Annotated in this window: 22 protein-coding genes; 14 read left to right on the top strand and 8 right to left on the bottom strand. The window is 74.6% G+C overall.

What is annotated here, in order from left to right; genetic code table 11:
- The 4 genes from ACFYZY_RS22085 to ACFYZY_RS22070 form a co-directional block, all read left to right on the top strand.
- On the top strand, nt 1-449 hold a 449-nt coding region (locus ACFYZY_RS22085), incomplete at its 5' end, for a DUF5753 domain-containing protein (RefSeq protein ID WP_388696739.1).
- On the top strand, nt 446-685 hold the full coding sequence (locus tag ACFYZY_RS22080; RefSeq protein WP_388696738.1) for a DUF397 domain-containing protein: 240 nt from the start codon (nt 446-448) through the stop codon (nt 683-685). The genes ACFYZY_RS22085 and ACFYZY_RS22080, both read left to right, overlap by 4 nt.
- Before the next feature lie 29 nt (nt 686-714).
- Nucleotides 715-1,500, top strand: a complete 786-nt coding sequence (locus tag ACFYZY_RS22075; protein WP_388696735.1) for an SDR family NAD(P)-dependent oxidoreductase — start codon at nt 715-717, stop codon at nt 1,498-1,500.
- A 120-nt stretch (nt 1,501-1,620) separates the two neighbouring features.
- The gene (locus ACFYZY_RS22070) at nt 1,621-2,022 is read left to right on the top strand and encodes an FKBP-type peptidyl-prolyl cis-trans isomerase (RefSeq protein ID WP_388696732.1); all 402 of its coding nucleotides are present in this window, start codon (nt 1,621-1,623) and stop codon (nt 2,020-2,022) included.
- Between the two features lie 9 nt (nt 2,023-2,031).
- Here ACFYZY_RS22070 and ACFYZY_RS22065 read toward each other — a convergent pair whose 3' ends face one another.
- The 5 genes from ACFYZY_RS22065 to ACFYZY_RS22045 all read right to left on the bottom strand — a co-directional run bounded on the left by ACFYZY_RS22065 (nt 2,032) and on the right by ACFYZY_RS22045 (nt 6,292).
- Nucleotides 2,032-2,703: a class I SAM-dependent methyltransferase gene (locus ACFYZY_RS22065; RefSeq protein ID WP_388696730.1), complete on the bottom strand. Its 672-nt coding sequence runs from the start codon at nt 2,701-2,703 to the stop codon at nt 2,032-2,034.
- Between the two features lie 210 nt (nt 2,704-2,913).
- Complete coding sequence (msrB, locus tag ACFYZY_RS22060) at nt 2,914-3,321, bottom strand: peptide-methionine (R)-S-oxide reductase MsrB (protein ID WP_388696727.1); 408 nt, start codon at nt 3,319-3,321, stop codon at nt 2,914-2,916.
- A 26-nt stretch (nt 3,322-3,347) separates the two neighbouring features.
- Nucleotides 3,348-4,739 (bottom strand): UDP-N-acetylmuramate--L-alanine ligase, encoded by a 1,392-nt coding sequence (gene murC, locus ACFYZY_RS22055; protein WP_388696725.1) that lies wholly within the window; start codon nt 4,737-4,739, stop codon nt 3,348-3,350.
- A 122-nt stretch (nt 4,740-4,861) separates the two neighbouring features.
- A complete protein-coding gene (locus ACFYZY_RS22050) occupies nt 4,862-5,332 on the bottom strand; it encodes an indole-3-glycerol phosphate synthase (protein ID WP_388696723.1) in 471 nt (156 codons plus the stop codon).
- 105 nt (nt 5,333-5,437) lie between these two features.
- Nucleotides 5,438-6,292: a pyrimidine reductase family protein gene (locus ACFYZY_RS22045; RefSeq protein WP_388696721.1), complete on the bottom strand. Its 855-nt coding sequence runs from the start codon at nt 6,290-6,292 to the stop codon at nt 5,438-5,440.
- Nucleotides 6,293-6,329: 37 nt separating this feature from the next.
- Between ACFYZY_RS22045 and zapE the strand changes: the two genes are divergently transcribed.
- The 7 genes from zapE (at nt 6,330) to ACFYZY_RS22010 (ending at nt 13,716) form a co-directional block, all read left to right on the top strand.
- Nucleotides 6,330-7,415 (top strand): cell division protein ZapE, encoded by a 1,086-nt coding sequence (gene zapE, locus ACFYZY_RS22040; protein ID WP_388696719.1) that lies wholly within the window; start codon nt 6,330-6,332, stop codon nt 7,413-7,415.
- 34 nt (nt 7,416-7,449) lie between these two features.
- Nucleotides 7,450-7,875, top strand: a complete 426-nt coding sequence (locus ACFYZY_RS22035; RefSeq protein WP_388696716.1) for an OsmC family protein — start codon at nt 7,450-7,452, stop codon at nt 7,873-7,875.
- Nucleotides 7,876-8,046: 171 nt separating this feature from the next.
- A complete protein-coding gene (locus ACFYZY_RS22030; protein ID WP_388696714.1) occupies nt 8,047-9,447 on the top strand; it encodes an alkaline phosphatase PhoX in 1,401 nt (466 codons plus the stop codon).
- 160 nt (nt 9,448-9,607) lie between these two features.
- Nucleotides 9,608-10,549: a PPK2 family polyphosphate kinase gene (locus tag ACFYZY_RS22025; protein WP_388696711.1), complete on the top strand. Its 942-nt coding sequence runs from the start codon at nt 9,608-9,610 to the stop codon at nt 10,547-10,549.
- Nucleotides 10,550-10,652: 103 nt separating this feature from the next.
- Complete coding sequence (locus ACFYZY_RS22020) at nt 10,653-11,567, top strand: polysaccharide deacetylase family protein (protein WP_388696707.1); 915 nt, start codon at nt 10,653-10,655, stop codon at nt 11,565-11,567.
- A gap of 102 nt (nt 11,568-11,669) precedes the next feature.
- On the top strand, nt 11,670-12,878 hold the full coding sequence (locus tag ACFYZY_RS22015; protein WP_388696704.1) for a serine hydrolase domain-containing protein: 1,209 nt from the start codon (nt 11,670-11,672) through the stop codon (nt 12,876-12,878).
- A gap of 133 nt (nt 12,879-13,011) precedes the next feature.
- Complete coding sequence (locus ACFYZY_RS22010; protein WP_388696702.1) at nt 13,012-13,716, top strand: TetR/AcrR family transcriptional regulator; 705 nt, start codon at nt 13,012-13,014, stop codon at nt 13,714-13,716.
- 97 nt (nt 13,717-13,813) lie between these two features.
- Here ACFYZY_RS22010 and ACFYZY_RS22005 read toward each other — a convergent pair whose 3' ends face one another.
- Genes ACFYZY_RS22005 through ACFYZY_RS21995 form a run of 3 tightly spaced genes read right to left on the bottom strand, consistent with a single transcriptional unit; the run spans nt 13,814 to nt 15,998 of the window.
- The gene (locus tag ACFYZY_RS22005; protein WP_388696699.1) at nt 13,814-14,464 is read right to left on the bottom strand and encodes an ABC transporter; all 651 of its coding nucleotides are present in this window, start codon (nt 14,462-14,464) and stop codon (nt 13,814-13,816) included.
- Nucleotides 14,461-15,324: an ATP-binding cassette domain-containing protein gene (locus ACFYZY_RS22000; RefSeq protein ID WP_388696696.1), complete on the bottom strand. Its 864-nt coding sequence runs from the start codon at nt 15,322-15,324 to the stop codon at nt 14,461-14,463. The genes ACFYZY_RS22005 and ACFYZY_RS22000 overlap by 4 nt, the downstream gene beginning before the upstream one ends.
- Nucleotides 15,321-15,998: an AIM24 family protein gene (locus ACFYZY_RS21995; protein WP_388696693.1), complete on the bottom strand. Its 678-nt coding sequence runs from the start codon at nt 15,996-15,998 to the stop codon at nt 15,321-15,323. The genes ACFYZY_RS22000 and ACFYZY_RS21995 overlap by 4 nt, the downstream gene beginning before the upstream one ends.
- Nucleotides 15,999-16,068: 70 nt before the next feature.
- Between ACFYZY_RS21995 and ACFYZY_RS21990 the strand changes: the two genes are divergently transcribed.
- The 3 genes from ACFYZY_RS21990 (at nt 16,069) to ACFYZY_RS21980 (ending at nt 19,458) form a co-directional block, all read left to right on the top strand.
- Nucleotides 16,069-16,848 (top strand): peptidyl-tRNA hydrolase, encoded by a 780-nt coding sequence (locus tag ACFYZY_RS21990; RefSeq protein WP_388696691.1) that lies wholly within the window; start codon nt 16,069-16,071, stop codon nt 16,846-16,848.
- Nucleotides 16,849-16,930: 82 nt separating this feature from the next.
- A complete protein-coding gene (locus ACFYZY_RS21985) occupies nt 16,931-18,409 on the top strand; it encodes a DUF692 domain-containing protein (RefSeq protein ID WP_388696962.1) in 1,479 nt (492 codons plus the stop codon).
- Nucleotides 18,410-18,411: 2 nt separating this feature from the next.
- Nucleotides 18,412-19,458 (top strand): TIGR04222 domain-containing membrane protein, encoded by a 1,047-nt coding sequence (locus ACFYZY_RS21980; RefSeq protein ID WP_388696688.1) that lies wholly within the window; start codon nt 18,412-18,414, stop codon nt 19,456-19,458.
- Nucleotides 19,459-19,531: the final 73 nt, after the last annotated feature.

Here is a 19,531-nt window from a genome sequence, read left to right as displayed (position 1 = left end):
CCGAGGAACAGATCCCGGCGATGGGTGACGACCAGATCGAGTCCCATCTGACGGCCCGCATGGAGCGGACGAAGATCCTCACGGAGCGTCCTCACACGATCTACAGCTTCATCATCGAGGAGCACGCGCTGCGCCGCCGGGTGTGCGCCCCGGAGGCCATGCGCGAGCAGATCGACCACATCCTCGACCTGTGCGGGCGGCGCAACATCGACATCCAGGTCATGCCGCAGTCACGGGGCTACCACGCAGGTCTCGGCGGCCCCCTGCGCCTCCTGGAAACCCCGGAGAACGCGTGGCACGCCTACTCCGAAGGTCAGGAGACCGGCCACATGATCTCGGACCCCAAAGCGGTCAGCGTCCTCCAGCAGCGGTATGCCAGGATGCGGACACAGGCTCTGTCCTTCGAGGAGTCCGTGAGCCTGCTGCGGGAGATCCGAGGAGCACTATGAGCACCACAGACCTGGCCTGGTTCAAGAGCAGCTACAGCAGCGGCAGCGGCGACGACTGCGTCGAAGTCGCCCTCTCCTGGCACAAGTCCAGCTACAGCAGTGGCAGCGGCGACAACTGCGTAGAGGTCGCCTCCTGCCCCTCCACCGTCCACGTCCGCGACTCCAAGAACGTCACCGGTCCGCAGCTCGCCCTCTCCCCCACCGCCTGGACCGCGTTCCTGACCCGGCTGGCCTGAACACCGTACGACGCGCAAGGAGCACCACCATGGGCACGACCCCGGCCGACTACCTCTCCGGCCTCTTCTCCCTCGACGGGCGCACCGCCCTCGTCACGGGAGGCAGTTCGGGCATCGGCCGGGCCGTCGCCGGGGCCCTGGCGCGGGCCGGGGCGAAGGTGGTGGTGCTCGCGCGCAAGGAGGCCGAACTCGTCGCGACCGTGGACGAGCTGACGGCCGAGGGCTGCCGCGCCGCCTGGGTGAGCGCGGACCTGAGCACCCGGGAGGGCATCAGGGCCGGGGCCGAGGAGGCGGCGGCCGTCTTCGGGGAGCCGGACGTCCTGGTGAACTCGGCGGGGATCAACCTCCGCCCGCCGCTGGGCGAGCTGGGCGAGGAGGTCTGGGACGCGACGATGACCGTGAACCTGGAGGCGCCGTTCCTGCTCGGCCAGCGGTTCGGGCCCGGGATGGCCGAGCGGGGCTTCGGGCGGATCATCCACGTCACCTCCCAGCAGGCGCACCGCGCGTTCGTGCAGAGCGGGGCGTACGGGGTGTCGAAGGGCGCCCTGGAGTCGCTGGCCCGTTCGCAGGCGGAGGCGTGGTCGCCGTACGGGGTCACGGTCAACACCCTGGTCCCGGGGTTCGTGATGACCCCGCTCAACCGGAGCCTCTCCTCCGACCCGGAGAAGGTCGCCGCGCTCGCCGCCCGCACGCTGGCCGGCCGCAACGGACTGCCCGGTGACTTCGCGGGCGCCGCCGTCTTCCTGGCGAGCGCGGCCTCCGCGTACGTCACGGGCCACTCCCTCTTCGTGGACGGCGGTTTCTCCGTCCACTGAGCGGGGCGCTTCCTCGGCCGTCGGCCGCTCTCCCGGCCGGCGCCGGGCGCGTACGTTGCCGGTAGCGTGATCGTCTGCCGTGCGGGAGGTCCGTGCGGCCGTCCGTGCGAGGGGACCGCGATGAGCGAACCGACGAAGCCCGTGGTCGAGGTCCCGGAGGGCGACCCGCCCACCGAGCTGACCGTCCGGGACCTGGTGGTCGGGGACGGGCCCGAGGCGCGGCCGGGCAGGGTCGTCCGGGTCCACTACGTGGGGGTCGCGTTCGCCTCCGGGAGGGAGTTCGACTCCTCCTGGGAGGAGGGCCGGCCGTTCAAGTTCGCCGTGGGCGGCGGCAAGGCCGTCAAGGGCCTGGACCGGGGAGTGAGGGGGATGAGGGTCGGCGGCCGGCGCGAGATCGTCGTTCCCCCGCGCCTCGGTTACGGCAGGCAGTCGCCCTCTCCGCTGATCCCGGCGGGCTCGACGCTGGTCTTCGTCGTGGACCTGCTCACGGTCGTGGGCGGGCCCGCCGGAACGGGGTCCTGAGGGGCGGGTTCAGCGCTCCGTGCGGCGGGCCAGCAGGACCGAGTCCTCGGCCTCGACCGGGCCGTCGTCCCGCTTGAGCGTGCGGACGCGCTGCTCCACGACGACGGGTTCGAAGTCGTCCGGCAGGCCGGGGAGGAGCTCCGCCGCCAGGAACATCGCCTTGCGGTGGCTCTCGGAGAGCCGCGTGAACACGGGGGACGGCGCGTGGCCGACGACCAGGAGCAGCCCGCCCGGGGCGACGGCCGCGGCGAGGCGGCGGGTCACCCCGACCATGCCGCCGTCGGGGGCGTGCAGGTAGTGGCTGGTGACCAGGTCGTACGAGCGGCCGTCGGCGTCGAAGGTCCGGGCGTCGGTCCGCCACCAGTCGACGCGGTCGGCCACACCGGCCCGCTCGACGTGGCGGGCGGCCCGGGCGAGGCCCTCGGCCGAGAAGTCGGCGCCGGTCACGCGCCAGCCCCGTCCGGCCAGCCAGACGACGTCGCCGCCCTCTCCGCACCCGACGTCGAGCGCGGTCCCGGGGGCGAGTTCACCGGCGACGGCGACGAGTTGCGGGTTGGGCTCGCCGCTCCAGAACCTCTCCTGCCCCGCGTACCGCTCGTCCCAGCCCGCCGGCTCGAACATCGCGGCGGCCGCCCGCTCGTCGTGCGTGCCGTTCCGGCCGTGCTCGTGGTGTCCCGCCATCGGACGCCTCCCGTCGCTCGTGGTGCCGTGCCCGCGGTGCCGCACCCCGGGCCGTGCGGCCCGCCCCGGTGCACGGGCCGCTGCGACGATGGTGCCCGGAGCCGTGCCGGAAGGGCACGTGAAGTTGCCGTACCGGCAAACGGCGGAGGGGCGGGGGCGGGGACGGCCGGAACCGTCCCCGCCCCCGCCCCTCCGGGCTCCCGGGCCCTCTCAGCCCTCCGCCGGCTCCAGCCGCAGCGAGATCGAGTTGATGCAGTACCGCTGGTCCGTGGGGGTCGGGTAGCCCTCGCCCTCGAAGACGTGGCCCAGGTGCGAGCCGCAGCGGGCGCAGCGGACCTCGGTGCGGACCATGCCGTGGGAGCGGTCCTCGACCAGTTCGACCGCGTCGGAGTCCTTCGGGTCGTAGAAGGACGGCCACCCGCAGTGCGAGGGGAACTTCTCGTTCGACGTGAACAGCTCCGCGCCGCACGCCCGGCAGGAGTAGACGCCCCTGGTGGTGGTGTCGGTGTACTCACCGCGGAAGGCGGGCTCGGTGCCCGCCCGGCGCAGCACCTGGTACTCCTCCGGGGTCAGCTCCGCGCGCCACTGCTCGTCCGGCTTCTCGACGTCGTACGCCATGAGCTCGCTCCCTCTGCTGCTTCGCGCTACTTCGACAGGTGGTCCAGGATGCGCGGGCCGAGGTCCGTGACGTCGCCCGCGCCCATGGTGAGAACGAGATCGCCGGGGCCCGCCATTCCCCCGACGATCTCCGGCACGGCGTCCTTGTCGTGGACGGGCGTCACGTCGGCGCCGGCCCTCCGGGCCGCCTCGACGATCAGCTCGCTGGTGACGCCCGGGATCGGGTCCTCGCGGGCCGGGTAGACGTCGAGGACGACGGAGGCGTCCGCGAGGGCCAGCGCCTGGCCCATCTCCACGCCCAGCTCCTGGGTGCGGGAGAAGAGGTGCGGCTGGAAGACGACGAGCAGGCGGGAGTCCCCGGCCGCGCCGCGCATGGCCTCCAGGTCGGCGGTCATCTCGGTGGGGTGGTGCGCGTACGAGTCGATGACCTGGACGCCCCGGGCCTCGCCCTTGAGCTGGAGGCGGCGGCCGACGCCGGTGTAGGCGGTGAGGGCCTGCGCGAGCTCGGCCGGGTCGACGCCGGCGCGGGCACCGGCGGCGAGCGCGGCGGCGGCGTTGTGGGCGTAGTGGCGGCCGGGGACGGAGACGGTGAAGGTGTGCTCGGTGCCGTCGAGGGCGACGGTCACCTCGCTCTTCATGCCGTTCGGGGCGATCCTCAGGATGCGGGCGTCGGAGCCCTCGGACTCGCCGACCGTGACGATCTCCAGGCCCTCGCGGTCCGCGACCCGGCGGGCCAGCTCGCGGGCGCCCGCGTGCTCGCCGACGACGAGGGTGCCGCCGGGGCGGATCTTGGCGGCGAACGCCTCGAAGGACTCGTAGATCTCGTCCAGGGAGGCGTAGTTCGCGTGGTGGTCCAGCTCGACGTTGAGGACGATCGCGACCTCGGGGTCGTACTTCTGGAAGCTGCGGTCGCTCTCGTCGGCCTCCGCGACGAAGACCTCGCCGGCGCCGTGCCGGGCGTTGGTCCCGGGGCCCGCCAGGTCGCCGCCGATGGCGTACGAGGGGTCGAGGCCGAGGTGACCGAGGGCGACGGCCAGCATGGACGTGGTGGTGGTCTTGCCGTGCGTGCCGGCGACCGCGACCGCGCGCAGGCCGTCCATGAGGGAGGCGAGCGCGTCGGAGCGGTGGACGACGGGGATGCCCAGCTCGGCGGCGCGGGCCAGCTCGGGGTTGTCGGCGCGGATGGCGCTGGAGACGACCACGGCGGAGGCGTCGTCGGCCAGGTGCTCGGCGGCGTGGCCGATGTGCACGGTGACGCCCAGGGCGCGCAGGGCCTCGGCGGTCGGGGACTCCCTGGAGTCGCTGCCCGCGACCTTGGCGCCGCGCTGGGCGAGGATCTTCGCGATGCCCGACATCCCGGCACCGCCGATGCCGATGAAGTGCGGCCGTTCCATGGCGGCGGGAATGGCGGGTGCCATGCGGATCTCTCCCCGGGTGGGTGGCGTACGTGGAAGCCTTCAGCCTAGTGGTTCGGGGCGGGTCCGCCCGGCGGGGCACGGACCCGCGCCCCGCACGGAGCGCGGGCCCGGCCGCCCGCCGGCTACTCGCTGTGGGCGAAGAGCTTCAGCACCGGGACGCCGACCTTGTGGCGGGCCCGGGAGGCCCAGTCCCGGTGGAAGAACTCCTCCACGTAGTGCGGGGCGGTGAGGACGATCACCTCGTCCGCCGCCGCCTCCTCGACCACCGCCTTCATCTTGTCGAGCGGGTGGGCCTCGACGACCTGGCCGACCGCCTCGCAGCCGGCGTCCCGCAGCGCCCGGAGCGACAGCTCCAGGGCGTGCTCCGCGGGAGGGCGGGCCTCCTCGCCCTCCGGTTCGTCGCCCTCGCGGGTCGCCTCCTTCAGTTCGCCCAGGGCGACGTCGTCGACGGCGCGCAGCAGTACATCGGCCTGGTCACCGCGCGGCTGCATCAGAACGATGAAGGAGACGTCCTCGTCGCCGTGGAGGGTGGTGACGAATTCCACGTCCACGGACGTCAGCGGTTTCTCGATCATCAGAACGCTTGTGAACACCTCGGGAGCCCTTCTGCGGAAACCATCCTTCCCCGTGTTCGCACGGGGTCTGCGACATAAGTGTGCCCAGCGGACGGGAAGCGGAACGGCAAATTCCGCTGATTGTCAGATCCGAAGGTAGCGGGTGAAGAGGAAGCCGTCCCGCTCCAGTACGGAAGCCACCCGGAAGCGTGTCGGGACGGCCACCGAGGGCCCCCCGGCGATCCGTTGGGCGTCGCCCGCCGTCATGGTCGGGGAGATCGTCAGGCACAGCTCGTCCAGGACCCCCGCCGCCACGAACTGGCCGAGCAGCCGGGGCCCGCCCTCGGTGAGCTGGCGCCGGAGCCCGCGCTCCGCGAGCGCGGCGAGCGCGCGGGCCGGCTCCACCCGGGTCCCGTCGCCCGCGAACAGCACCTCCGCCCCCGCCTCCCGGGCCGCCCGCACCCGGTCGGCGGGCGCGCCGGTCCCGGTGAGGACCAGGGTCGGCACCGACGGGGCGGTGAAGAGGGGCAGCGAGAAGTCCAGGTCGAGGGAGGCACTGACCACGGCGATCACCGGGGCCGGGCCCTGACCTGCGGCGGCCCGGCGGTCCGCGAACGCCTCCCGCGCGCGGGCGGGGCGGTACCCCTCCAGGCGTACCGTTTCCGCACCCACCACGATCACGTCGGCGAGCCCGCGCAGGGTGCCGAAGATCCTCATGTCCGTCTCGGAGGAGAGCGGCTGGGAACGCCCCTCGTGCTGGCCGGCGCCGTCGAGCGAGGAGACCATGTTGGCCCGCAGCCAGGGGGCGTCGCCCTCCGGGTAGGCGTAGGCGTCGGCGAGCGCGTCGAGGGACCAGTCGCCGTCCTCCGGGACGGTCGCGCGGGCGGGTGCGGCCGTCCCGTCCGCCGCGGTCCCGCGGACCGGCGCGGCCGCCGGGTCCGTCGCGGCCCCTCGGGCGGGTCCGGCTGTCGTGTCCGTCACAGGAAACAGGCGTCGCATGTCAGGCAGTCTGACACGGCGCTTACAGTGGGGAACTGTGTCGACCCGTGCCCTCACCGAAGCCGTCTCCTCCGCAGCGGCCCCGCTCTCGCTCTGCTCCCGGGAGCCCCGCGTCCCCGCCGAGCGCCTCGTCGCGGAGATGGTGCCGCCGCCGCGCTTCGACTCCGTGCGCTTCGACACGTACGTCCCGGACCCGAACCAGCCCAGTCAGACGCGGGCCGTCGAGGTCCTGAGCGCCTTCGCGGAGGGGCTGGGCGGAGCGCACGCCTCCGGCGCCGGGAAGCGCCGCTGGTTCGCGCGGAAGCCCGCCGCCGCCACCGGGCCGCGCGGGGTCTACCTGGACGGCGGGTACGGCGTCGGCAAGACCCACCTCCTGGCCTCGCTCTGGCACGCGACCCCCGCCGAGCCCGCCCTGAAGGCGTTCGGCACCTTCGTGGAGCTGACCAACCTGGTCGGCGCGCTCGGCTTCCAGCAGACCGTGAAGACCCTGAGCGGGCACCGGCTCCTCTGCATCGACGAGTTCGAGCTGGACGACCCGGGCGACACCGTCCTCGTCTCCAGCCTCCTCGGCAAGCTGGTCGAGGCGGGCGTGGCGCTCGCCGCCACCTCCAACACGCTCCCCGGCAAGCTCGGCGAGGGCCGTTTCGCCGCCGCCGACTTCCTCCGCGAGATCCAGGGGCTCTCCGCCCACTTCCGGCCGCTGCGGATCGACGGCGAGGACTACCGCCACCGGGGCCTGCCCGAGGCCCCGGCGCCGTACTCCGACCAGACCGTCACGGAGACCGCGTACGCCACGCCGGGCGCCTCCCTGGACGACTTCCCGCACCTGCTGGCGCACCTGGCCAGGGTCCACCCGAGCCGGTACGGCGCCCTGACCGACGACCTGACGGCCGTCTGCCTCACCGACGTGCGGCCCGTGCCCGACCAGTCGACCGCGCTGCGGCTCGTCGTCCTGGCCGACCGGCTCTACGACCGCGAGATACCCGTCCTCGCCTCCGGCCTCCCGTTCGACCGGCTGTTCAGCGACGAGATGCTGAACGGCGGGTACCGCAAGAAGTACTTCCGGGCGATCTCGCGGCTCACCGCGCTCGCCCGCGACGCGAAGGGGCTCGTCGCGCAGTAGCTTGGGGGCCGTATCCGATCGAAAGGGATCCACCATGGCCACCGTGCGTCACGCCCACACCGTCTGGCAGGGCGACCTCCTCAAGGGCTCCGGCACCGTCACCCTCGACTCCTCCGGCCTCGGCTCGTACGACGTCTCCTGGCCCGCCCGGTCCGAGGAGCCGAACGGGAAGACCAGCCCCGAGGAGCTGATCGCCGCCGCGCACTCCTCCTGCTTCTCGATGGCCTTCTCGAACGGCCTGGCCAAGGCCGGCAACGCGCCGACCCGCCTGGAGACCAAGGCGGACGTCACCTTCCAGCCGGGCGAGGGCATCACCGGCATCCACCTGACCGTGCGCGGCGAGGTCCCGGGCATGAGCGCGGAGGAGTTCCGGTCCGTCGCGGAGGACGCGAAGAAGAACTGCCCGGTCAGCCAGGCGCTCTCGGGCACCACCATCACGCTCACCGCCGAACTGGCCTGATCCCTCCCCGGCCGGGGGACGGGTTCCGCGCCGCGCGGAGCCGTTGCGGCCCGCATGGTTCACGCGCCACCACAGTGCGTGATACACACATGCGGGTCGCACGTCACACGAGCACCACGAGGCGTGCGCGGAGCGTCACATCCTGTCCGCCAGCAGGGGAGCTGTTGCCACATGTCCGCAACACGACGTCAGATCCTGTCCCGCACCGGCGCGTCCGTCGCCGGGATCGCCTTCACGGGCGCCCTCTCCGAACTCTTCGCCGCAAGCGCCTCGGCCGCGCCCGGGGGCCACGGCGCCCCGGCCGTGCCCGGCGGTCACGTGCCCCGGGGAGGCTACGGCCCCCTCGTCCCCGACCCCGACGGTCTCCTCGACCTGCCGGCCGGCTTCCGCTACAAGGTCCTCTCCCGGCAGGGCGACCCGCTCCGCTCGGGCGAGGGCCCCGTCCCCGGCAACCACGACGGCATGGCCGCCCTCCCCGGGCGCCGGGGCCGGGTGCACCTGGTCCGCAACCACGAGAACAAGACCACCGCGAAGCTCGGCGTCCCGACCGTCCCCGGGCTCACGTACGACCCGGCGGCCAAGGGCGGCTGCACGGCCCTCGAACTCGACGGCCGGAACAACGTCCTCGGCGAACGGGTCGCCATCGCGGGCACGGCCGTCAACTGCGCGGGCGGACCCACGCCCTGGAACACCTGGCTGACCTGCGAGGAGACCGAGGACCGGGCCGGCACGAAGGGCTACACCAAGGACCACGGCTTCGTCTTCGAGGTGGACGGCGCCGACCCGCACCGCACGGGCGCCGTCCCGCTCACCGCCATGGGCCGCTTCCAGCACGAGGCGATCGCCGTCGATCCGCGCAGCGGCATCGTGTACGAGACGGAGGACGCCTTCGACCGCCCCTTCGGGCTCTTCTACCGCTTCCTGCCCCACAAGCCGCTCGGCGGCACGGGCTCGCTGCGCGCGGGCGGCGTCCTGGAGGCGATGCGGGTCCCGGACGTCCCCGACCTCTCCGTGATCCAGGAGACCGGCGCCCGCTTCGAGGGCGTCGAGTGGGTCCCCGTACCGGACCCGCTGGCCTCCGGAACGCCCATCCGGTTCCAGGACTTCGGACCGAAGGGCATCACCCACGCGCAGAAGCTGGAGGGCTGCTACTGGGGCGGCCGGGCCGTCTACTTCGTGTCGTCCTTCGCGCGGGCCAAGGACGGCTCGGCGGCCACGCACTTCGGCCAGGTGTGGAAGTACGAGCCGCACCGGCGGCGGCTGACCCTGGTCGTGGTCTTCGGCCCCGACACCGACGTCCAGCTGCCGGGCGAGTCGCCGGACAACATCTGCCTGGCGCCGTCCGGGGGCCTGATGGTCTGCGAGGACGGCGGGGGCGCGCAGCACGTCTACGGGGTGAGCGAACGGGGCGAGGTCTACCCGGTCGCCCGGGGGAGGCAGAACATCGGCACCGCCGAGGAGCCGGAGTGGGGGGAGTTCGCGGGGGTCACCTTCTCCCCGGACCGGAGCACGATGTACGTCAACTGCTACACGCCGGGAACGACGTTCGCGGTGACGGGCCCCTGGCGCTGAATCGTTTCCGCATCGGGCGGGCGCCCCGCGTGCGCGGGGCGCCCGCCCTTCCCGGAGACGGCCCGGCCTCCCCCGGAGCCCGCCCGGACCCCGCTCGCGGGCGGTCCGGTTGCGGCGCAGGATCGGGGGAAGGCGACCGGCGCCACGGAAGGGGAGCCCGATGACGAAGAAGAACGGCGGGAAGGACACCGGGAAGAAGGAGTCCCGGAAGAAGGAGTCCCGGAAGGGGGCCACCGGGAAGGAGCGCGCGGGCGGGGAGCGGGAGCCGGTCCTGCGCGAGGTCCTGCGCGTCCCCGGGGGCGAGCGGATCGACCTCTCCTCGTACGACCCCCGCGGCATCCCGGCCGGTCCCGCCCGCAAGGCGGACGGCACGGCGGCCACCGCGGACCTCGGCCCGCGCCTGGCCGGCCTCCAGGAGCGCCTGTACGCGTCGAGCACCGCCGGGGACCGGCGCCGCGTGCTCCTGGTCCTGCAGGGCATGGACACCAGCGGCAAGGGCGGCACGGTCAAGCACGTGATCGGCTTCCTCAACCCGTCCGGCTGCCGGGTCCGCGCCTTCAAGGCCCCGACGCCGGAGGAGAGGGCGCATCCCTTCCTCTGGCGGATCGAGAAGGCCCTCCCCGGGCCGGGCGAGATCGGCATCTTCGACCGCTCGCACTACGAGGACGTCCTCGTCCCGCGCGTGCACGGCCTGGCGACCCGCTCCGAGATCAAGCGGCGCTACGGCCGGATCAACCGCTTCGAGAAGTCCCTCGCGGACGACGGGGTCACGGTGGTGAAGGTCTTCCTGCACCTCTCGTACGAGGAGCAGCGCGCCCGTCTCCTCGAACGGCTCGACGACCCCGACAAGCACTGGAAGTTCAGCACGGGCGACATCGAGGAGAGGGCCCTGTGGCCCGCGTACCGCAGGGCCTACGAGCTGGCGCTGGAACGCTGCTCGACGGACACGGCCCCCTGGTACGTCGTCCCGGCGGACCGCAAGTGGTACCGGAACTGGGCCATCAGCAAACTGCTCCTCGAACACCTGGAGGAGCTGGACCCGAAGTATCCGCCGGGGGACTTCGACGTGGAGGAGAGCCGGAGGCGCCTGCTGGCCTCGTGAGCGGCGCCGTCCGGCCGACGCCCCTCTCCGCCTCCCGGTGGACCGGGGCGTTCTCGCTGTCGCGTCGCAGGCGTTTATCACTTTGATCGGATAACTTCCGATCGTGAACATTCCTGTACGAAAAGCGGCGATCCTTGGCCTCCTCGGGGTCGTTCTCGTCGGCTGCGGGGAGGGCGTCTCCCCGAAGGCTCCGACCACCCCGGCGGCGGCCGGGGCCCCTTCCTCCCCCGCGAGCGCCACCGCCGGGCCCAAGCCGGGTCCCGGGGCGGCGACGGGGCCGGGGCCGGAGGCCGCCCACCGCGCGGCCCCGCCCACCATGGCGCCCGGCCCCGGCGGGCGCGCGCCCGTCTACACGCGCCGGGCCGCGCACTCCCCCAGGAGCGCCGAGAAGGTCGTGGCGCTCACCTTCGACGCCGACATGACGGCCGATCAGGGTCCCCGGGCGGCGCGCGGCGAGCGGTTCGACAACCCGGAGCTGATCGCCACCCTGCGCCGCCTGAAGGTGGACGCGACCGTCTTCATGACGGGCCGCTGGGCGGAGGAGTACCCGGACCAGGCCAGGTCGATCGGCGGCGACCCCCGCTTCGAGATCGCCAACCACTCGTACAGCCACCACGCCTTCTCGTCCCCCTGCTACGGCCTGCCCACCGTCCCCGGGCCCGCCATGGCGGCCGACGTGCGGCGCGCGTTCGACGCCTTCCGGAAGGCCGGGGCCGTCCACGTCGTCCCGTACTTCCGCTTCCCCGGCGGCTGCTACGACGACGCGGCCCTGCGCGCCCTGGGGCCCGTCGGGGTCACGGCGGTCCAGTGGGACGTGGTCAGCGGCGACGCCTTCGCCGAGGACGCGGACGCCGTGGCCGCGCAGGTGCTCGACGGGGTGCGGCCCGGTTCGCTCGTGGTCATGCACTGCACGCGCAGCGCCGCCCCCGCCACCGAACGGGCCGTCCGCCGGATCGTCCCGGAGCTGCGCGCCCGCGGCTACCGCTTCGTGAAGGTGTCGGACCTGATGAGGGGCTGATCCGGGCGGACCCGGCAGCGCGTTGCCTTTGTGAACCAGTGGTGACACCATCGCTGTCACCAATGGTTCACAAAAAGGAACCACGAGAGGACGGAGGCGGACATGGCGCTCGGGGCGCGAGGACTCACAGGCGCGGTGGTCGCGGGCGCGGGCCTGGCCGCCGGGGCGGCCTGGCTGTGGCGCAACCAGGGGACCGTGGCGACGAGCCGGCCCGTCAACGAGTGGACGTTCACGCACATGTCGGTGCTGATGCCCGTCGACACCGTGCCGCGCTCCGCCCGCCCCCGGCCCCTCGCCCGGCGGGAAGGGGCCCTGGAGGGGTTCGGCTACGCGTTCGGCGGACGGTGGCGGACCCTGGACGATCTGCACCGCCGCACGCACACGACCGGGTTCGCGGTGGTCCACCGCGGCGCCCTGGTCCACGAGGCGTACCCGGGGGTCTTCGCCTCGCCGGACACCCGGTTCCAGCTGTTCTCCCTGACGAAGTCGGTGACGTCGGTCCTGGTGGGCATCGCGCGGGAGGAGGGCGCGCTCGGCCTGGACGACCAGGTGGTCTCCCACCTCCCCGCGCTGGCCGGTTCCGCCTACGACGGAACGACGGTCGGCCACCTCCTCGACATGTGCAGCGGCGTCGGCGGCGTCGAGGACTACGCGGACCCCGACGCGCCGGTCAACCGCTTCGAACGGGCGGTGACCGGGGGCGGGTCGGTCCTGGACGTCATCCGCTCGCTGCCGCGCGCCGCCGCGCCGGGGACCGCGTTCAACTACTCCACGCTCGACACCCAGGTGCTGGGCCAGGTGCTCGAAGCGGCGACGGGCGAGCCGCTGGCCCGTTGCGCGGCCCGGCGCCTGTGGGACCCGGCCGGGGCGGAGAGCGACGCCTACTACTTCCTGACCCGGGGACGTCCGCGCGTGGCGCTCGGCGGCGGGTCGTTCAACGCGACGGTCCGGGACCTGGCACGGCTCGGACTGCTGCTGGCCCGCGGCGGGGAGCGGGACGGGCGGCAGGTCGTCCCGGCGGCGTGGGTCGAACGCGGCCGGGGAACGGGGCTGCCGCACCTGGAGGTCGGAGCGCTGGGCGACGGCCTCCCCGCCCACTACGGGTACGCGAACCAGTGGTGGACGCTGGGCGGCGAGCACCGCGCCTTCACGGGGCTGGGCATTCACGGGCAGTTCCTCTGGATCGACCCCGTGGCGGACGCGGTGGTGGTGAAGACCAGCGCCTGGCCCACCGCCGACGACCTGGAGCGGGACGCCGAGACCGTGGCCGCCCTCACCGCGCTCGTCTCCTGGCTGGACGCGCGCGGCTGAACGGCCCGGCGCGGAGCCCCGCGGGCGGGCTCGACGTCACGGGCCTCCGCGGGCGAACGGCCCGGCGCGCGGACCCCCTCGCCGCCCCGCGCGCGCCGGGGAAGCCCGGGTGACGGCCGATAGGATGGCGTTCATGACGGAATCCGCAGGTCAGGGCGAGCCCCGGGAGAAAGCCCGCCGTGGCCGCCCGCCGTCCACCACGCTGAACCGGAAGCGCATCCTGGACGGCGCGCTCGCCCTGGTGGAGCGCGAGGGGGCCGACGCCCTGACGCTGCGCCGGCTCGGGAGCGAGCTGGGGGCGAACCACACCTCCGTGCTCCGGCACTTCACCGGCAAGGACGAGATCCTGCTCGGGCTCGCCGAGCGGCTGATCGAGGAGGCCCTGGACGGTTTCGCGCCCGCCGGAGACTGGCGGCGGACGCTGGAGTCGCTGGCGCGGCGCGTGCGCGCGGCCTGCCTCGCCCATCCCCAGGTCGCCCTGTCCGCCGCCACCCGGGTCTCCCGGCGCTCGGCGGAGTTCCGGGGGGCGGACGTGGTCATCGGCGCGCTCCGCGAGGCGGGCTTCGGCGAGCGGGACGCGGCCCGCTACTACCGCTCGCTCGTCGACACGGCCCTGGCGCTCTCCTCCCACGAGGCGGCCGTCGCCGCGCTCGACAGCCGGTCCCGTGAGGGGGACCGCATGGCCTGGCGGCGGGAGTACCTGGCCGTCTCTCCGGCGCTCTACCCCCACCTGGCCGCGGTCGCCCCGTATCTGGCCGAGGCCGACGAGGACGACCGGTTCGAGACGACCCTCGGCCTGATCCTCGACGCGGTCGCCGCCCGCGCGGACACGGCCTGACCCTCGACGCGGTCGCCCCTCGCCCGGACACCGCCCGGTCCTCGGCGCGACCGCCGTCCGCGCGGACACGACGGTCCGTCCCCGTTCCCCGGCGCCCTCACTCCAGGCGCGCCGTGGCCCGGCAGGAGAGGGCCGCCGTCGCCGCCGCCAGGACCAGGGCGCCCGCGCAGGCGAGCCGGGGCGGATCGGCGCTCGCCGTGCGGGCGCCCGTGACCAGGGCCGTCATGGCGTGCTTCGCCGGGGACCCGGTGACCACGAAGGCGAGGAGCGAGCCGAGGAGCAGGGCCGAGAGGGACCGGCCGGCGGCCGGCAGGAAGGGGCGGGAGGCCAGCGTGCCCACGGCGGCGCCCGTGAGGGCGCAGGTCAGCGCCGCGAGGAGCCCGGTGGTGACGACGGCGGGAAGGGCGAGACGACCCCTGTCGCCCGCGCCCGCCACGCCCAGGACGGCGAGCACCCCGTAAAGGACCGGCCAGGCGGTCCCGGTGAGGACCGCCGCCAGGTGCGCGCGGTTCCGGCCGGCGGCCGCCGCGACCACGCTCCGCGCGGCGGGCGGCTCCTGGGTGAGGCAGGTCCGCACCGTCCAGGCGGTCACCGGGAGCAGGGCGGCGGCGGTGAAGCCGAGCGCGTCGAGCACGGGCTCGCCCGCCCGGACACCGGCGCCGACGAAGGCCGCGTACAGGAGGAACGGCCCGAGCCACCGCTGGGAGCGGAACAGCAGACCCGTCTGGTACCGCAGCAGCGCCGTCATGCCCGGACCCCTCCCCCGGACGTCTCCGCGCGCGCCCCGGTGTCCAGCCGGTGGATGTGCCAGGAGGCGGCGAGGAGCGCGCCGAGCAGCGCGTCGGAGTGGGACGCCCCCACGGTGAGGACGGTGGTGCCGTCCGGTCCGGCCGCGACGGCCGGGCCGCCCGGGAGGCCACCGGGAAGCGCCCGCCCGCCGGAGGCGACGACGCGCACGAGGTCACCGGGGTCACCGGGGTCCTCCCCCACGGGCTCCCGGCCCGGCTCCACCCGGCCCGCCGCCACCCCGTACACCACGTCCGCCTCGCCCCGCAGGCGGCGCGGGTCGTGGTCGACGAAGACGACCGTCGCGCCCGCCGCGCGGCGTTCGCGGACGGCGGCGTCGAGCGCGCCGCGGGCCCCGGTGTCCAGCCCGGTCCACGCCTCGTCGAGGACGAGGAGGGCGGGGCCGGCGAGGAACGCCTGGGCGACGGCGACCTTCTGGGCGGTCCCCTTCGACAGCGCCGCGAGTCCGGTACGGGCGTGCTCGCCCGCCCCGAACCGCTCCAGCCACTCCCCCGCCCGGGTCCGCGCCTCCGCCGGGCCGAGGCCCTGGACGCGGCCGAGGCGGACGAGGTAGTCGAGGGCCGTGAACGGCAGCGCGGCCGGGAACCGTTCGGGGACGTACGCGGTACGGGCCGGGCGGCCGGTGACGCGTCCCTCGGTGGGCGCGTCGACGCCGGCGAGCAGGCGCAGGAGCGTGGACTTCCCGGTGCCGTTGGCGCCGGTGACCCGGACGAGGGCGGCGGCGGGCAAGGCGAGATCGACCCCGCGCAGCACCCACGGCCCCCGCGGGCCGTGCCGGCGCCCGGCCCCCTCCAGCCTCAACCGGCCGTGGGCTTCTGCGGGGTGGCCTCGCTGGGCCGGACGACGACGAAGCCCTGGCCCTCCAGCTTGAGCTGCACGGCCTCGCCCGAACCGCCGCGGATCATCGAGCCGATGGACTGCGAACGGTGCAGCGAGGTGTGCAGCTGCTCGCTCCAGCCGACGACGGCGTCCGTGTCCACGTACACCGGGGCCTGCGGCGATACGGGGATGACGATCGGGCTGCCCTCGCAGATCAGGGCGATCTTGCCGTAACCGGAGAAGACCGAGTTGAAGAGGCCGCCGCCGGTCATGCCGGCGCCCTTCACGGTCTTGATCTCGTACTGGAGGGTGGCGTCGAAGCAGAGGACGTTGCGGCCGTTGACCGTGAACGCCTCCCCCTGCTCGATCTCGACGACGAAGCAGTTCTGCGCCTCGTGGGCGAACCACGCCTCGCCCTGGCCGCGCACGGCCATCAGCGGCAGGCCCTCACCGGTGACGGCCCGCTTGAGCAGGCCGCCTATGCCCTGGCCCTTGCGCTCGAACTGGAGGTTGCCCCGGAAGGCGATCATGGAGCCCTGGCGGGCGAGCATCTCGCCGTTCACGGCGTACTTGACCGACTTGGCGTTCTGCAGGGTCATCCCGGGGAAGGTGGCCGCCTCGGCGAGGTGCTCGCCGGAGAAAAGATCGCTCTTCATGAAGGGCATCCTGGCCCCGGAGTGCCGCTCCCCACAAGGAAGGCCGTCACACCGGTGGCAGACTTGCCGGGTGAGCAGCGACGAAACCGATCTCCGCACCGATTCCGGTACCGGTTCCGGTACCGACACCGACGTCCGGACCGATGCCGGTGACGGTGCCGGCCTCCGCGACGAGAAGCCCCAGTTCGTCCTCCCCCTGGTCGTCCGGATCGAGCGCGACGCGCCCCCGGCCCGCACCGACGCCCTGGAGACGGCGGCACGGGCCGTCCTGGAGATCCTGACCGACGACCGCTCCCTCGGCGGGGGCGCGTGGGCGCGGGCCATGACCGACTGGCAGGACGCCCGGATCCGCAAGGTGGTGCGCCGGGCGCGCGGGGCGGAGTGGCGCCGGGCGTGCGCGCTCCCCGGGATCACGGTCACCGGCGCGGAGGCGGAGGTACGGGTCTTCCCGCCGGTCCCGCTCGACGGCTGGCCCAAGGACCTGGCCCGTCTCCAGGTCTCGGGCACCGACCTCGACGACCCGGCCGCCCCCGGCCCCGTGCCGGAGGGGGCGGCGGTGCTGTGGTTCAACCCGGACCTCGGCATGTCGGCCGGCAAGTCGATGGCGCAGGCCGGGCACGGTGCCCAGCTCCTCTGGTGGGCCATGGCGGACGCCGAGCGCGAGGCGTGGCGGAGGGCGGGCTTCCCGCTCGCCGTGCGGACCGCTCCGGCGGAGAAGTGGGCCGCCCTCACGACGAGCGGCCTCCCGGTGGTCCGCGACGCGGGCTTCACGGAGATCGCGCCGGGGTCGGCGACCGTGGTGTCGGCGTTCCCCGGCCCGGGGGTCCGGGAACCTCAAGGGAACCTCTGAACGTGTCCCCCCGGGGGTTCGGACGTTCCCGCGTGGGCCATCACCGGAGAACTGAGGACCGAAGGAAGGGGACATGGGGGCCATGGGGGACATGACGGAACTCGGCATCGGCATCGGCTGGCGTCCCGAGATCGCGGAGACGGTGGAGGGACTGCCCGGTCTCGACTGGGTGGAGGTCGTCGCGGAGAACATCTGCGCCGGCCACCTGCCCGACTCCCTGGTCCGGCTGCGGCGGCGGGGCGTCACGGTCGTGCCGCACGGCGTCTCGCTCGGGCTCGGGGGTGCGGACCGGCCCGACCCGGCACGGCTCGCGGCGCTCGGGGAGAAGGCGCTGGCGCTGGGAGCGCCGCTGGTCACGGAGCACATCGCGTTCGTACGGGCCGGGGGGCCGCTCACCGCGACCCCGGCGCTCGAAGCGGGCCACCTGCTGCCCGTGCCCCGCACGTGGGACGCGCTCGACGTGCTCTGCGAGAACGTGCGCGCCGCGCAGGACGCGCTGCCCGTGCCCCTCGCCCTGGAGAACATCGCCGCCCTCCTGTCCTGGCCCGGGGAGGAGCTGACGGAGGGGCAGTTCCTCGCGGAGCTGGTGGAACGCACGGGGGTACGGCTCCTCGTCGACGTCGCCAACCTGCACACCAACCGCGTCAACCGGGGCGAGGACCCGGCGCGGGCCCTGTCCGGACTGCCCGTCGAGGCCATCGCGTACGTCCACGTGGCGGGCGGCGTCGAACGGGACGGCGTGTGGCACGACACCCACGCCCATCCCGTGCCGCGCCCGGTCCTCGACGTGCTCGCCGACCTCGTGTCCCGGGTCTCGCCGCCGGGAGTGCTCCTGGAGCGGGACGACGACTTCCCGCCGGCCGGGGAACTGGCCGGGGAGCTGGCGGTGGTCCGCCGGACGGTGGCCGAGGCGGCCGCCCGCCGGGAGGCGGGCGCCGGAAGGCCCCCGGCGACCGCGCGGCCCCTGCTCATCGGGGCCGGCGCGCGCGTCTCCGGCGGGCCGATGCCGGGAGCCGCCCCGGCGGCGCCTCCGGTGTCCGTGCCGGCGCCCGCGCCCGTGCCCGTTCTCCCGCCCCGGACCGCGTCCGCCTCCGTACCCGCGTCCGCGTCCGCGCGGGAGGCCGTCCCCGTGCGGGAGGTCGTTCCCGGCGCGAACGTCCGTCAGCGGGTCGGTCTCGCCCAGGCGTCCCTGCTCTCGGCGCTGGTCGCCGGGACGCCCGCGCCCGAGGGGTTCGACAGCCGGCGGCTCGGAGTGCAGAGCCGGGCGCTCGCGGCCAAGCGGGCCGGGGTGGTCGCCAAGGTCGCGCCGGAGCTGCCGGAGATCCTGGGCGACGGGTTCCGGCCCGCGTTCCTCGCGTACGCCAGGTCCCGCCCGATGACCGGGAACTACCGCAGGGACGCGCTCGGCTTCACCGAGCACCTGCTGGCCGCAGGCCGCCCCGAGGACCCCGTGGCGCGGCAGCGGCTCACCGCATGGTGGCAGGACCGTTCCGGCAGCCGCCGGCCCGGCCCCGTCGCACGGCTCGTCCGGACCGTCCGCCACGTCCTCGCGGGGAGATGAGCATGGGCTTCCTGATCGCCCTCCACTACCTCGGGGGCGTCGCCGGCATCGCCCTGGTCGTCACCCGGGTCGTCCGGACCCGCCGGGGCCCCGGCGGTCCCGTCCACGACCGCTACGAGGCCGCGTTCCTCAACGGCGGTCCCGCCAGGGTCGTCGACAGCGCCCTCGCCGCCCTCCGGGCGGACGGCCGGCTCGCGGTCGGCGGGCCCGGCGTCGTGTCCGTCGTCCGTCCCGTCGCGCACGACCCGGTGGAGCGCGCGGTGTTCCAGGAGTACGCCGCCGCTCCGCACGGGGCCCTCCACCACCTGCGGCTCGCCGCGATGCGGCACCCGGCGGTGCAGGAGATCGGCGACGGCCTCGCGGCGCGCGGGCTGCTCGTGGACCCGGGGACGCGGCGCACCACGGGGCGGTGGTGCCTCGCGCTCGGCCTCACGGCCCTCCTGCTCGTCCCGGTCTCGGCGTTCCTCACGGTCGTCGGCCTCGCCGCCGGCCCGGGACCCGCCGTGCCGTTCGTCGTCACGGTGCTGCCGGTGCTGTTCGCCGCCGGGATCGTCGCCCTCGTCTGCGGGGCGGTCTCCGCCGGGCGGGTCACCCCGGCCGGCCGGGAGGCGTCCTCCTCGTACGGGCGCGCGCACGGGCACTCGGCGGACGCCGGTCTCCTCGTGGCCCTGCACGGGCCGCGGGCCCTGCCGGACCCGGTGCTCAGGGAGCGGCTCCTCGCCGCCGCCCGTCTCGGCGGGCCCCGGCGGGGAGGGCGTCCGGGGCCGGGGCACCGGCACCCTGCGTCTTCTGCCTCCTCGGCGTCCTCCGGGCCGGACGCGCTCGCCGTGGCCGCCGTGTGGTGCGCGGGCGCCGACTCCTGCGGAGGGGGCGGGGGTTCGTGCTCCGGGGGCGGTTCCGGCGGCTGCGGAGGGAGTTCCGGCGGCTGCGGCGGCGGTTCCGGCTCGTGTTCGAGCTCCAGCTCGTGTTCGAGCTCCGGATCCAGCTCGTGCTCCAGCTCCAGCTCGTGTTCGAGTTCGAGCTCCAGCTCGTGTTCCAGCTCCGGCTGACCGCCGGTACGCCCCGCGCCGCTCCCGCGGCCGGGGAGAAGCCCCGAAATGACGCCGGTGCGGCGCGCTCGAA

Source organism: Streptomyces sp. NPDC001744, from assembly GCF_042892575.1.
In the GTDB taxonomy this organism is placed as follows: domain Bacteria; phylum Actinomycetota; class Actinomycetes; order Streptomycetales; family Streptomycetaceae; genus Streptomyces.
The sequence above is the reverse complement of the archived record's forward strand: the minus strand, read 5'-3'. Positions and strand labels throughout refer to the sequence as shown.

What these genes read in the sequence shown, in the direction of transcription:
- ACFYZY_RS22080 (WP_388696738.1), top strand. Translation starts at nt 446, where the DNA reads ATGAGCACCACAGACCTGGCCTGGTTCAAGAGCAGCTACAGCAGCGGC.
- ACFYZY_RS22075 (WP_388696735.1), top strand. Translation starts at nt 715, where the DNA reads ATGGGCACGACCCCGGCCGACTACCTCTCCGGCCTCTTCTCCCTCGAC.
- ACFYZY_RS22070 (WP_388696732.1), top strand. Translation starts at nt 1,621, where the DNA reads ATGAGCGAACCGACGAAGCCCGTGGTCGAGGTCCCGGAGGGCGACCCG.
- ACFYZY_RS22065 (WP_388696730.1), bottom strand. Translation starts at nt 2,703, where the DNA reads ATGGCGGGACACCACGAGCACGGCCGGAACGGCACGCACGACGAGCGG.
- msrB (WP_388696727.1), bottom strand. Translation starts at nt 3,321, where the DNA reads ATGGCGTACGACGTCGAGAAGCCGGACGAGCAGTGGCGCGCGGAGCTG.
- murC (WP_388696725.1), bottom strand. Translation starts at nt 4,739, where the DNA reads ATGGCACCCGCCATTCCCGCCGCCATGGAACGGCCGCACTTCATCGGC.
- ACFYZY_RS22045 (WP_388696721.1), bottom strand. Translation starts at nt 6,292, where the DNA reads ATGCGACGCCTGTTTCCTGTGACGGACACGACAGCCGGACCCGCCCGA.
- ACFYZY_RS22035 (WP_388696716.1), top strand. Translation starts at nt 7,450, where the DNA reads ATGGCCACCGTGCGTCACGCCCACACCGTCTGGCAGGGCGACCTCCTC.
- ACFYZY_RS22030 (WP_388696714.1), top strand. Translation starts at nt 8,047, where the DNA reads ATGTCCGCAACACGACGTCAGATCCTGTCCCGCACCGGCGCGTCCGTC.
- ACFYZY_RS22025 (WP_388696711.1), top strand. Translation starts at nt 9,608, where the DNA reads ATGACGAAGAAGAACGGCGGGAAGGACACCGGGAAGAAGGAGTCCCGG.
- ACFYZY_RS22015 (WP_388696704.1), top strand. Translation starts at nt 11,670, where the DNA reads ATGGCGCTCGGGGCGCGAGGACTCACAGGCGCGGTGGTCGCGGGCGCG.
- ACFYZY_RS22010 (WP_388696702.1), top strand. Translation starts at nt 13,012, where the DNA reads ATGACGGAATCCGCAGGTCAGGGCGAGCCCCGGGAGAAAGCCCGCCGT.
- ACFYZY_RS22005 (WP_388696699.1), bottom strand. Translation starts at nt 14,464, where the DNA reads ATGACGGCGCTGCTGCGGTACCAGACGGGTCTGCTGTTCCGCTCCCAG.
- ACFYZY_RS21995 (WP_388696693.1), bottom strand. Translation starts at nt 15,998, where the DNA reads ATGAAGAGCGATCTTTTCTCCGGCGAGCACCTCGCCGAGGCGGCCACC.
- ACFYZY_RS21985 (WP_388696962.1), top strand. Translation starts at nt 16,931, where the DNA reads ATGGGGGACATGACGGAACTCGGCATCGGCATCGGCTGGCGTCCCGAG.
- ACFYZY_RS21980 (WP_388696688.1), top strand. Translation starts at nt 18,412, where the DNA reads ATGGGCTTCCTGATCGCCCTCCACTACCTCGGGGGCGTCGCCGGCATC.